Raw genomic sequence first — 12,838 nt, forward strand, 5'->3', positions numbered from 1 at the left:
GACGCCCGATCCGGAGTCATCGGATGCGTACTACCACCGTCGTCATCGGCGCCGGGCACAGCGGCTTGGCGGCGAGCTACTTCCTGTCGGCTCGGGGCATCGACCATGTGGTCCTGGAGCGGGGTGAGGTGGCCAATACCTGGCGGACCGAACGCTGGGACTCGCTGCGGCTGCTGACCCCCAACTGGCAGGTCAGCCTGCCCGGCCTCGCTTACGACGGTGACGATCCGGACGGCTTCATGACCGTGACGGAGTTGGTGGGCGTCATCGACCGGTACGCCCGGTTGGTGAACCCACCTCTCCGGACGCGCACCACCGTCACCTCGGTCCGCCCGGACGGTGACGGTTACGAGGTGGTGACCGACCGCGGCGTGTGGCGGTGCCGGTCGGTGATTCTGGCCAGCGGGGGCTTCAACCTGCCCAAGGTGCCCCCCATCGCGGCCGCCCTCCCCGACTCGGTCCGTTCCGTCACCCCGCACGAGTACCGCCGCCCCTCCGATCTCGAAGATGGAGGGGTGCTGGTGGTGGGGGTGTCCGCCACCGGCATCCAGCTCGCCGAGGAGATCCATAGATCGGGCCGTCCCGTCACCGTGTCGGTGGGTGAGCACGTGCGCATGCCCAGGATCTACAGAGGCCGGGATATCCGGTACTGGATGGACGTGACCGGCGTCTCCGACGAGCGCTACGACGAGGCGGACGATGTGTTCCGCGCCCGCCAGGTCCCCTCGCCCCAGCTGGTCGGATCCCCGGAGCGCAAGACCCTCGATCTCAACGCCCTGACCGACCAGGGGGTGCGGATGGTGGGTCGCCTGGCGGGGATCAGGGACGGAAAGGCCCAGCTGTCGGGATCCCTACACAACAAGGTCACCCGCTCCGACCTCAAGATGAACCGCCTGCTGACCACCATCGACGAGTGGGTCACGGAGAACGGGTTGGACGGACGGTACGATCCACCCCATCGATTCGAGCGCACCCGGGTCGAGGACTCGCCGCCGCTGCTGATCGATCTGGACGGGGAGAACGTCCGCACCGTGCTGTGGGCGACCGGGTACCGCCCCGACTACTCGTGGCTCCACGTTCCGGTGGTGGACTACAAGGGCCGGATCCGCCACGACGGCGGGGTGGTGAGCGATTCGCCGGGCCTGTACGTGATCGGGTTGAATTTCCTGCGCCGTCGCAAGTCCAGCTTCATCCACGGCGCCGAGGACGACGCCCGCGACCTGGTCGATCACCTGGCTGCCTACCTGGAGGCTCGGGTGCCGGTGGGAGTCGGCTGACCCATCGCCGGCGCCGGTGGCAGGACACGAGCGAGGAGGTAGGCGGATGGATTACGAGCCGGGAACACCGATCGTGATCACCGAGGCGGAAGGGGTGGGACTGACCACTCCCGAGCCGTTCGTGCGACATGTGAAGGCATTGCTGTCTCCCTTGCTCCAGCCGGGCATAGGAGACTTCGCCATAGGCACCTGCGAGGTACCGCCCGGCCAGAAGGGGAGCCTGCACACGCACGCGGACGCCGCCGAGATCTGGATGTTCTCGGAGGGCAGGGGTCGGGCGACGGTGGGTGAGCGGGAGATCGTCACCGGTCCCGGCACGGTCGTCTTCACGCCTCCCGGAGTCAGCCACCAGTTCTTCAACACCGGAGACAGCCCGGTGAAGCTGTTCTGGATGTACAGCCCGTCGGGCGCGGAGCGGGACGTCATCGACGCCTGCTTCAGCTAGAAGGACCCCGACCCGCCCGTAGGACAGCGCCGACCTAAGCCTCAGACCGCCACACACCGCGCCACGAACCTCAGGATCAGGGCGTCATTTTTGGTGCGGTGTTCCTGAGGATCAGGGCGTCATTTTTGGTGCCCTCTGCCCAAAGTTCGAGAAGTCGCGAAAATCGCGGCGAGCGGGCTTCGCCCGCCGGGCCCTCCCCCGCCACCACCTGTCCTGGCTTGGAGCGTGGTCGGCCATGCCCGGCCGGTTGCCGGGATCGGCGGGTCGCTCCATGAAGCCTTGTATGTTCCCTCCGGGCCGGCCGGATCGATCGATGAGAGCCTTCAGGCCGGTGTAGGTGCTTGGCGATAGGCAACATATGGTGGGGGTGTGACAGATTCGACCACTCCGCCCCTGATCCCCATTCAGGCGATCACTGTTGGCGTGGCGGGGACGCGCGTAGGCGCAACGGGACGGTTTCAGATCCGCCGGCGGCAGCCATGTCCTGGACGGACTTCTGCGGGCACGGACGTATCACGACCCCGACACGTCACGAGAGCCGGGCGGGTTCGGGTCAGCCGCCTCCGATGGGCGGCAGGAAGTGGACCTCGGCGCCCTCGGGGACGGGCTCGTAGAGGGCGTCGGTCATGATCTCGCCGTCGATCGCCACCGCCAGGCCCGACCCCAGATGCTCCCCCAGGCCGGGAAACCGCCGGTCCAGGGCGTTGATCAGCGAGCGCACGGTGGTGGCCTCGATCTCGACCTCCTCGACCCCTCCGGTGTAGCGCCGCAGCGCCGATCCGAAGATCACCCGGGCCACGTCAGCCGCCGTTGGCCCCGATGGCCTCCAGCACCTTGACCGGGGACATGGGCAGCTCGCTCATCCGCAGTCCGGTGGCGTCGTGGATGGCATTGGCCACCGCCGCCATGGGGGGCACGATGCCGACCTCGCCCACCCCGCGCACTCCGTAGGGGTGGCCCGGATTGGGTACCTCGACAATGACCGTATCGATCATCGGCAGGTCAGAGGCGACCGGCATCCGGTAGTCCAGGAATCCCGCGTTCTCCATGGTCCCGTCGGAGTCGAAGATGTACTCCTCGTTGAGCGCCCAGCCGATTCCCTGAGCCACCCCACCCTGCATCTGCCCTTCGACATAGCTCGGATGGATGGCCCGCCCGGCATCCTGGGCGGTGGTGTACCGGAGGATCTTGACGTAGCCTGTCTCGGGATCGACCTCGACATCGCACACCTGGGTCGAGAAGGCGGCGCCCGCCCCCCGAGCGTTCACGGCGGCGCTGGCTGTGATGGGACCGCCCGTCCCGGCGGCGTCGGCGGCCAGATCCCTGGTGGTCATAGGCGCCCGGTCCCCGGAGACGTGCTGGGCCCGTCCGTCCACCCATTCGACCTCCTCGACGTCGACATCCCAGACCTTGGCGGCCCGGACTCGCAGGTCGGCCACCACCTTGCGACAGGCGTCGATGACCGCCAAGCCGGTGGCGTGGGTGACCCGGCTCCCTCCGGTGACGTCGGTGTAGCCGACCGATTCGGTGTCGCTGACTATGGGGGTGATGTCGTAGACGTCGATGCCCAGTTCCTCCGCGGCCATGAGCGCCATCGAGGCCCGGCTCCCGCCGATGTCGGGACTGCCGGTGAGCACCGAGGCGGACCCGTCCTCGTTGATGTGTACCGTGGCGCTGGAGCTGCCCCCGAAGTTGAACCAGAAGCCGCTCGCCACTCCCCTGCCCTGGTTGGGCCCGAGCTCGATCGAGTATTGCGGGTGGTCCCGGACCGCCTCCACGGTCTCCCTGAAGCCGATCCGCTTGTGGATCGGCCCGTAGACGGACCGCACGCCCTCCTCGGCGGCATTACGGAGCCGGAAGTCGAGCGGATCCATGTCCAGCTGCTCCGCGATCTCGTCCAGCAGCGTCTCGGAGGCGAACGACGCCATCGGCGCTCCGGGCGCCCGGTAGGCGGTCACCTTCGGCATGTTGACCACCACGTCGAAGCCCTCGAGGAACACGTTCTCGATCGCGTAGGGGGCGAAGGCGCACATGCATCCCAGGCTCACCGGCGAACCCTTGAAGGCGCCTGCCTGGTAGGCCATGGAGCCCGACACCGCGGTCAGCCTGCCGTCCCTGGTGGCGCCCACCTTGAGACGTATCTTGCACCCGGAAGTGGGACCGGTGGCGCGGAACACCTCGTCACGGGTCATGACGATCTTGACCGGCCGGCCGGCCTTCTGCGAAAGCCGGGTCGCCACCGGCTCTATGTACACGGTCGTCTTGCCGCCGAAGCCTCCGCCGATCTCGGCGGGTATCACCTTCACCCGGGAAGGCTCCCACCCGAGCAGCTCCGCCGTGTGGGCCCGCACCATAAAGTGGCCCTGGGAGGAGCAGAAGACCATGGCCTTGCCGTCCTCGCCCACGTCCGCCACCACGGCGTGGGGCTCGATGTAGCCCTGGTGGACCGGTTGGGTTGCGAATTCCCGCTCCACTATCACATCGGCCTCGGCGAAGCCCTTCTCGATGTCCCCGCGGTCGATCACGTAGCGTGAGGCCACGTTGGAAGGCTTGTCCGGGACCGGATCCACACCCTCGGTGATCAGGTCCTCGTGGAGGATCGGGGCGTCGGGCGACATGGCCTCGGATACGTCCAGCACGTGAGGCAGGACTTGGTAGTCGACCTTGATGGCGGCGAGCGCCGTCAGCGCCTCCCGGCGGGAGGTGGCGGCTACGGCGGCCAGCGCATGGCCTTCGTAGAGCACCTTGTCACGCGCCATCACGTTGCGGCACAGGTCCAGGGGATCGTAATACTCCTCCCCGCTCCCTTCCCCGCCGGACTCCAGCATCGGGAAGTCGGCGCCCGTGACCACCGCCCGGACACCTTCCATCGCCTCGGCCGCCGAGGTGTCGATGGAGAGGATGCGGGCGTGGGCATGGGGAGACCGGAGCACTGCGCCGATCAGCATCCCGGGCAGGTTCAGGTCGGCGCCGTACTTGGCCCGGCCGGTCACCTTGTCGAGCCCGTCGTGGCGGACCGGACGGGTCCCGACCCATTTGTAGCCAGGCTGGGAATCGGTGGTGGGGGTAGCGGTAACGGTCACGCCTGTCTCCTTTGTCCTATGAAGCCGCGGCGGTCTCTCCCATACGGTCGGCCGCGTCCAGGATCGACCGCACGATCTTGTCATAACCGGTGCACCGGCAGAGGTTGCCGGCGACGGCGTAGCGCACTTCTTCCTCGGTGGGATCCGGGTTGCGGTCCAGTAGCGCCTTGCCGGCCACCAGGAAGCCGGGCGTGCAGATCCCGCACTGCAGGGCCGCTCCCTCCAGGAAGGTCTCCTGGAGCGGGTGGAGGCCGTCCGGGCCGGCCATCCCCTCGACCGTCTCGATCGTCGCCCCCTCCGCCTCCGGGGCGAAGACCAGGCAGGAACAGGTGAGGCGCCCGTCGAGGATGACCGAGCACGCCCCGCAGTCGCCCGTGGCGCAGCCCTCCTTGACCCCCATCAGCCCGACCACGTCACGCAGCGCGTCCAGAAGGCTCTGATCCTCCTCGCACAGGAACTCGGCGGGGTCGCCGTTGATGGTGCAGGTGACATGCTTTCTGCTCATACGGGGATCCTCACTGGTGCGGGCGCTTCATCAGCCGGTCCGGGCGGCGCGACGGGCCGCCAGCCTGAGGGCCCTCACCGCCAGCACTCCGGCCACCTGCCGGCGGTATGCGATGGTGCCGCGCTTGTCGTCGATGGGGTTGCAGACCGCCGAGGCCTCCGCCGCCACCCGTTTCAAGGCCTCCTCGGTGAGCGGGTGGCCCACCAGGATGTCCGCAGCCGCCGGAACCATGACCACGGTGGGCGCCACGGCGCCCAGGGCGACCGACACCTCCCGGCATCTTCCCGCGTCATCGAGCGTGAGGCGGGCGCCGGCGCCGACCACCGCGATGTCCATCTCGGTGCGGGGGATGAACCGCAGGTAGGCGTCGGAGGTGCGGGGCGGGGGACGGTCGAACACGAGCTCGACCAGGAACTCGTCGGTGGCCAGCGACGTGGTGCCGGGGCCGGTGACCACCGAGGCCACCGGGATGGTTCTCATTCCCGCGGGTCCGGCGATCACCGCCCGACCGTCGTTCACCACCATGGCCGGAACGGAGTCGGCGGCAGGCGAGGCGTTGCACAGGTTGCCGCCCAGGCTGGCGCGGCTCTGGATCTGATCCGATCCGATCAGGTGTGCCGCCTCCACCAATCCCGGCAGGTCGGCGACCAGGTCCTCCTCCTCGCTCAGCCGTGCCGAGGGGGCGGCGGCGCCGATCACCCACGTATCCCCTTCCCTGTGAAGGTCTGTCAGCCGGTCGATCCGCTTGAGATCGACTGCCACGCCGGGCTCCGGCCGGCCCATCCGCAGCTGGGGGATGAAGTCGGTGGCCCCGGCGTACACCTGGGCACGGATGTCGCCGGCCAGGACCGAAACGGTCTCTTCGATGGATGTGGGGGCGACATACCTCATGGCACAACCGAACTCGTAGCTCCTCCTCCGGAGAACTGGACAAAGGCGCTCGTCGAGCCCCCGGAGACGGCCCGCAGGGTAGCAGGCACGCGTGTCTCCGAGCATGGCGCCACCATCGGCCGGCGCCCTCCTGCCGCCACGGCCGTTCGGCCCCACACCGCTAGCGTTGCGGATTGCAACCCCCGCACAACAATCCGGCACGAGTACCCGCCGGCGGAACCGAGAGGACACCAGCATGTGGAAGGTCTCACCCACCCGGCTCGAGGACATCTGTACCGCGATAATCCGGGCGGCGGGAGCGCCCGGCTCCGACGCCCGGCTGGTGGCGGACCACCTGGTCGACAACGACGTCATCGGGCACCACTCCCACGGGGTCATACGGCTGTGGGACTACATCGAGTGGGCTCATCAGGGCGATCTGATCCCCGGCGCCCGTCCCCGGATCGTCAGCGAGACACCCTCCACCGCCCGGATCGACGGTAACTGGAACTTCGGCCAGGTGGTCGCCACCTACGCAACCGGCCTAGCCATCGAGAAGGCCCGGACCGCCGGGGTCAGCGCGGTGACCATCCGGAGGGTGAAGCACATCGGCCGGCTGGGCCGCTACGCCGAGCAGGTGGCCGGGGAGGGCCTAGTGTCGATGATCTTTACCAACGGCGGCGGCCACGGCATCAACCAGGCGCCGTTCCGCGGCACGGAGCGGAAGCTGTGCTCCAACCCGATAGCCATGTCGGTGCCGTCCCGCCTGGCCGGACCCTTCCTGCTGGACTTCGCCACCTCGGTGGCGGCGGAGGGCAAGGTGCGCGTATACAGGGCGCGGGGAACTCCCACACCCTCCGGCTGGATCCTCGACTCCGACGGGAACCCGTCCACCGATCCCGGGGACCTAGCCGCCGGCGGGGCGTTGCTCCCGTTCGGAAGGGCCGAAGGGCACAAGGGCTACGCGCTCGCGTTCATGGTGGAGTTGCTGGCCGGGGTGATGTCGGGCGGGGGTATCTCGGGCGATCCCGGCCGTTCCTTCAGCAACGATTCGATGATCATCGTGATCGATCCCGAGCTTTTCGTGCCCATTGCCGAGCTCCAGGAGCGGTCCCTGACGCTGACCGAGCACCTCAAGGACACCCGCCTGGCCGATGAGTCGGAGCCGGTCCTGTATCCGGGCGAGAAGGAAGCGGAGGCGCGGTCGGCCAATCGGGGACGTGACATCGAGCTGCCCGACCCGGTACGCCAACAGCTTCTGACGATGCTCCGGCGATTCTCGCTACCCGAGGCGAAGTTCGCCTCCTCCGGCTAGTTGGCCGCTGACCACTCCGGAAGCCTGAACAAATCATCAAGGCCGGGATGGGACCTGGTGAAGAGCGGGGGAGGGGTGGGCCCACCTGGATTTGAACCAGGGACCTCATCCTTATCAGGGAGGGTAATCTCGCAGTTGAGAGGGCTATTATGTGGCTGTGTCCCACAATCCGACCCACAGTCGGTCAGGGACGACCAACCAACCCTCTAGCGGCGCGGTTTCGACCGGCGATTCTGCGAAACATTCGGCTGGCCCTGACAGGGGCCATACCGATCCGAAGCCTACACGTCCGCGGTCCAGACCCAATCCACCGGCAGAGGTGGGCCCTCAGCGGTCCCGACGTAAGACCACCGGGAACTGAGAGGCTCGAGTAGCCCGACGTCTACATGGACGAGGGGTGGGAGTGGACGACGCCGATCATCAGAGCCGCGAATGTGCGGAGCGATCCCGAACGAAGCGGACTGTTCGTTGTTGAGCCCTCCGCGTCTCAAGTGGCGGAGTTTAAGACCGCGTAAACTGCCAGTTAGCTCACTGTTTTCGTTCCTCAACAATAGGAGTCGTGCAGGCTCTCCGAGGGGTTACAACTCGCCCGGCACCTACACGAACCCTCCAGACGCTGTCAAGGCCGGCTGGGAGGGTCGCGGTTCTCACCGACCGAAATTGCGCGGCTAGAGGATTGGTAGGTGGTTACGTTTCGTCAGTATTGAGGACCTTGGAGAGGAAGTCCACTGTCGACGCGACTCCCCTGATCTGAACCGCGGTCTCGATCAGGGCGTTCGTAGCAACCGGGGGTCGACTTCGGCGGCTAACGCGATCGTCAAATAGGTCAAAGGACCCTCGCCCCCTGCACTACAAGGAGACCGGTCTTCACTATCGGCTGAAGTCGCTCGGGCGGGGGAAGCCGGTTCTTATGATGGCTATGCCGACCATCGATGGGATTGGTGGGTTTGACCCTGCTGTTGTCTCAGGGTATGCCCATCCGATGTCATTGCCCATGATTCCAGCGGGTGCCCGTTTTGGTGATACGTCTAATACGGCAAGCAGTGAGATAGGAGCGTCGCCTGCTGATGCGTATTGTGTGGGCTGGCTAGTGAATCGCTGTTGGGCACGTTCGAGCGAGATCGGGTTGTATTTTTCTACTTTTAGTTCGAGGACTATATTGCCGAGCAGCAGGTCGGTCGTTCCACCGGCACGTCCTGTACCTTTAGCGAGCCTTGCCCCGATAGCCTGGTCGGATGAGAGGAAGAATCTCAGTTCGCTTTGGAACCACTCTTCGTCGGGTTCGTGCTTCCCTCCTAAGCGCTCGTCAAGGGCGTTGTGTCCGTACCTCAACACTCCCTCGAGGAGCAACCGGATGTCGCGCCGGTCCTTCACCTCAAGCTGTGGCAGTCTGTTCTGGAGTTCATTCATCATGCTCTGAAGGCGCCTGGCTGTGTGGGGCATGTCGAGCGGCGTGGCGCTATCGGGTTCGAATGTGACCAGTTCGAGGGTCGTGTTACCAGCCAGGCGTGTGTCGAGTTGCTCTGAACCGTGTCGGAACATCGCCCGTGCTGTCAGACTGAGGGGAGGTGTGTTGAGAGGCCGTTCTCCGGCCACGCGGATCTCCAGCGGCTGTTCTAACGCGTCTGGGGTGAAGGTAATGTCCGAGGCGTGTAAGTAGTCTGGTGGGTGCACGGTCAGAAATGTCACATCGAGCCGGTCTGCGTTGGTCGGCCACTCGCTGACGCGTGCTTCGACTTGGAGTTGGTGCATGGCTCCGGGCCGCAACACGGTAGGCCGCATCACTGGTTCGCCGTCCAGCCGGATCAAGAGAGCAGCCGAAGGCTCCGTACGTTGCTCGTCAGATTCGAAGGGGGTTTGAGATACGCGAGGCGAGCTGCGGAACGACGTAGTTATTCGTGGGGGTAGTGGAACTTGGCTAAGCTTTGAGGCGACGAGCCGAGGCATACGGTGGTTGGTGAGCGTGGCGAGTAGTTTGCATGCCTCGGCCAGGCTCGGTGGCCAATGTTCCTGACATTGCTCGGCAACGGCCTCGGCGCGTACTTTGGCGGCGACGGCGTGCCGATGCGTTTCGGGTTCAGCGTTCCAGAGGGCGTTGGTCCAGCGAACTCCATGGATCAGTGCCTCAACCAGCTCTGAGAACGCCCATACGACGTCGTTCTCAGTCCGTGTTGACGTGTCTCTGAACACTGCGAGGGCAGCAGAGAGCGGCTCTACATTCCGGGAACCTTGCTCAATAGCACCAAGGGTGTCTAAGAGAGCGGTCCGCGCCCGTATGGCTCCTAGCGAGTCGGGCTCCGAGTCGCTCGCTGCGTGATCTGCGCGCAGTTCCTCTGCTTTCTCGCAGATGCCTGCTAGGTGTTCAATGTCTCCAAGTGCAACAGCCTGTTCTAGCTCGAAGCGCAAGAGCGTTAGGCGGACCGCCCGGCGACGCGCACTCATTTCGATGGTATCAGGGATCGTGTCCAACAAGCTACGAATCAGACGACAAGCGACATCGGGTCGGCTTTGTTCAGCAAAGACATCAGCCGAGAGAAACAGCCGTTGCCGATCTGAACCTACGGCGGCCAACTCTGTTTGTTCAAGCGACTCGATCTGAACCTCGGTAAGGTCCCGCCGACCAAGTTCTTGGAGGATTTCCATCTTCCTGTGGTCACCTGCGTACTCAAAATGCTCGTCGTCGGCGGTGAGGGCCCTGATAGCAACATCGGACCAGCCTTTCGCTTGCAGCAGCGACCTGTTCCTTAACAGTGTGTCACGAGCACTTGAAGGAGGCATCGAGGCAACCGCCACCAGTGCCACTAGCCGGGTACCGCGCAACAGCCGGGCATCGTCGTGCGCTAATCGGAGTGCTGCATCGATGGCGTGTTGGACAACCAGCTCATGACTCCGCTCTTTCGCGTGAGCTAGAGCTACCACGAGAAGCTTGTCGGCGACGCTTTGTTGATCGACCAGGTCAGGTGGTATCCGGCGGCTGGCGTCAATAGCCCCCTTCACTACGATCAGGTACGGGTCGCTCAGGCCAGCAACGACGGCTTCAGCGAGCAGCGGTGGGAGACTTTCCGATGGAAGCGCCTTCATCACGATCTCAGCCGCCTCCAGCCCCGCGGCGCGGACGATCTGCTCGGCGGCGAATATCGCCGTGTAAATGAGCGGGAGAATCTCACCTGTGTACCTGAGCGGCTCAGCGGCGACCCGCGCGGCTACTTGGACGAGTTTCGCTCGGACGTCGGGTGTTGTTTCGGCGTGCCTGTAAATCTCCTGACAAGTAGTGAGAAGGCCACCTGGGTCAAGGTGCCCTGCCGCCACCACAGCGTCGACGACATTGCGCACAATTTGGCTGATACAGTCTTGCTCGACCATCTTCCCGATGGCACCTCGAGGGCCGTCCGGATCGGACTCTTCGAAGGTACGTGCGTGCTCAAGCCACGACAGGAGCAAGAACAGGATACGGTTGGTCGACCCGACCGTGGTAGGCGAGGCCAGTATCGCCGGTCTGAGCAGTTCGGCGGCCTTGCGTTGATAGTCTTCTTGGAGGTTGTAGTCCAGCCATACTCGTTGTTCTGACAGAACCATCAGTGCTCGATCAAACACCACGGTCGCAACCTCGGACGACGGGGGTTCGGATCCGCGGCGCAGGGCGGCCTCGAAGCAGCGAAGCAGCCGAACCCGGTACTCGGGACTCGCACGATGCCATCTCGGCGCTACCGCCGCCTCGACATCAGAAGGATCGTTGCGGAGAACCAAGGCGACAACATCGATGATCTTATGCGACGGCTCGTCGGCGTTGATCAGGTCCTCGGGGAATCGCAGTCCGTCCAACAACGCGGACAGAAGACGCGTACCGGCATCTGCATCAACTGAAACGACATGCTGCGCAGCGGCCGCAGCTCCCGCCCGGCGCCACGATTCACCACGAGCGAGCAACGCCTTGAACCTCGACTCAACCGCATCTGGACTGAGAGAGTGATAGTGGAGTAACGCCGCAGGCTCGCCACCCCGTCGGAACATCGCGGGAAGGCCCGCCCAAGCGGCGTGGAATATCACGCCGTCGACCAGGCCATCATCCAGATCCTCTTTCGTGCCGTTCTCGCTCAGGTAGCGACAGCCCTCTGATTGGGCCCACCCATCGCGAACTGCCGAGACACACAGAGAATGCAAGAGGGCTGATCCCGTCGATGCGTCGACCCGGAGGAGCACCTCTAAGAGCACCGGGATTCTCAACTGGTCTGCGTCCACGTAGAGCATCTGTTTGATCTCATCAGAGAACACTTCTGGGGCGAGTTCGGCTGCAGCCCGGAGTTCGTTGGCTGCTTCCTCGTCCCACCGATGAAGGTCAACCCTGTTTACCAGTCCGACCACCTGCTGAGCAGCCGCGCTCAGCGATCCTGCTACGAATGTGCGATTGTTCACGCGCTGTTGGCGTTCCTCGGCAGCGACACGCTCTCGCTCAGCTTCTTCCTGCTCTCGCTCGTCGCGTTCTGCGATCTGCTGCTCCGCCCATGTGCCTAGATTCGGGATCCTCCCCCCACGAGACCGGTCGGTGCACTGGCGGCAGTTGTTCTCATAGAAGCTGACAGCCGACTCTGATAGCTGCATCAGATACGGGTTGGCGGGCTTCGTGGCGTAGTCGCATGTGAATCCCCCGCCAGTGACCGGGAGACCACTCATCTGCTCAACTAACCCGACTCCTCCCACACGATGGGCGCGGATATGGGTACACCATGCCTTTCCGAGCTCCATCATCTCCTTATTCTTGCGGCCAAGCTCAAGCGCCTCTTCGACCATATCGGTCATCAGCTACCCCTCACTGTTGTACTCGCATACCGTTGCAATATCCAACCATTGCTCTGCGATCACTGCCAACCACCGAATCGCTCCTCTGAATCGCACATACTCGACATAGCTGGCCGCGATGTGTTCAGGTGGGTTGACATAGCGGGCGATGTAGCGTCGTGAACGGTGGCCGAGGCACCGTTCGAATCGTACGGGTCGACGTTGGTTGCTTGAAACCTGTCACGCCACGCCCGGCGTAGCCTTCGGAGCCCATGGGAGGGCTCGGGCTTGCTCGGGTGTGATGAGATCCTCGAAAGGTGAGCGCATGGAGCGCCAGCCTAGGGACCGTCCCCACCCGCCGACGGAGAGCAGCCGCGCTGCTTCCGGGACCATCACTCACACCGACGAGAACAGGTGCCACCCGGACGTCCTGAACACCGGCAGCGCAGAGGGTGTCAACTCTTCCAACCAGCAACTAGAGAACGGCCAACGCAACTGCGGTAACTGCCGCTAGTGTTGACGATCGTCGAGATTCCCCGGTCTCGATCAGTGAATTTCCCCACCCTG

The 12,838-nt window shown here is 64.8% G+C and carries 8 protein-coding genes; 3 read left to right on the forward strand and 5 right to left on the reverse strand.

Annotation, left to right across the window (positions count from 1 at the left end; translation table 11 throughout):
• Positions 1-23 precede the first annotated feature (23 nt).
• Positions 24-1,277, forward strand: coding sequence for an NAD(P)-binding domain-containing protein (locus OXM57_05875; protein ID MDE0352199.1), 1,254 nt, complete (start codon positions 24-26; stop codon positions 1,275-1,277).
• 46 nt (positions 1,278-1,323) lie between these two features.
• Complete coding sequence (locus tag OXM57_05880; GenBank protein ID MDE0352200.1) at positions 1,324-1,722, forward strand: cupin domain-containing protein; 399 nt, start codon at positions 1,324-1,326, stop codon at positions 1,720-1,722.
• Positions 1,723-2,275: 553 nt separating this feature from the next.
• Here the strand turns inward: OXM57_05880 and OXM57_05885 are convergent.
• Genes OXM57_05885 through OXM57_05900 form a run of 4 tightly spaced genes read right to left on the reverse strand, consistent with a single transcriptional unit; the run spans position 2,276 to position 6,201 of the window.
• Entirely contained in the window at positions 2,276-2,521 is a 246-nt protein-coding gene (locus OXM57_05885) for a MoaD/ThiS family protein (protein MDE0352201.1), read from the reverse strand.
• A 1-nt stretch (position 2,522) separates the two neighbouring features.
• Positions 2,523-4,805, reverse strand: a complete 2,283-nt coding sequence (locus tag OXM57_05890; protein MDE0352202.1) for a xanthine dehydrogenase family protein molybdopterin-binding subunit — start codon at positions 4,803-4,805, stop codon at positions 2,523-2,525.
• A gap of 16 nt (positions 4,806-4,821) precedes the next feature.
• Positions 4,822-5,310, reverse strand: a complete 489-nt coding sequence (locus OXM57_05895) for a (2Fe-2S)-binding protein (protein MDE0352203.1) — start codon at positions 5,308-5,310, stop codon at positions 4,822-4,824.
• 30 nt (positions 5,311-5,340) lie between these two features.
• Positions 5,341-6,201: a xanthine dehydrogenase family protein subunit M gene (locus tag OXM57_05900; protein MDE0352204.1), complete on the reverse strand. Its 861-nt coding sequence runs from the start codon at positions 6,199-6,201 to the stop codon at positions 5,341-5,343.
• Positions 6,202-6,436: 235 nt separating this feature from the next.
• Between OXM57_05900 and OXM57_05905 the strand changes: the two genes are divergently transcribed.
• Entirely contained in the window at positions 6,437-7,495 is a 1,059-nt protein-coding gene (locus tag OXM57_05905) for an Ldh family oxidoreductase (GenBank protein MDE0352205.1), read from the forward strand.
• Between the two features lie 870 nt (positions 7,496-8,365).
• Here OXM57_05905 and OXM57_05910 read toward each other — a convergent pair.
• Positions 8,366-12,292: a hypothetical protein gene (locus tag OXM57_05910; GenBank protein ID MDE0352206.1), complete on the reverse strand. Its 3,927-nt coding sequence runs from the start codon at positions 12,290-12,292 to the stop codon at positions 8,366-8,368.
• Positions 12,293-12,838 lie beyond the last annotated feature (546 nt).

Source organism: bacterium, assembly GCA_028820935.1.
Lineage (GTDB): Bacteria > Actinomycetota > Acidimicrobiia > Spongiisociales > Spongiisociaceae > Spongiisocius.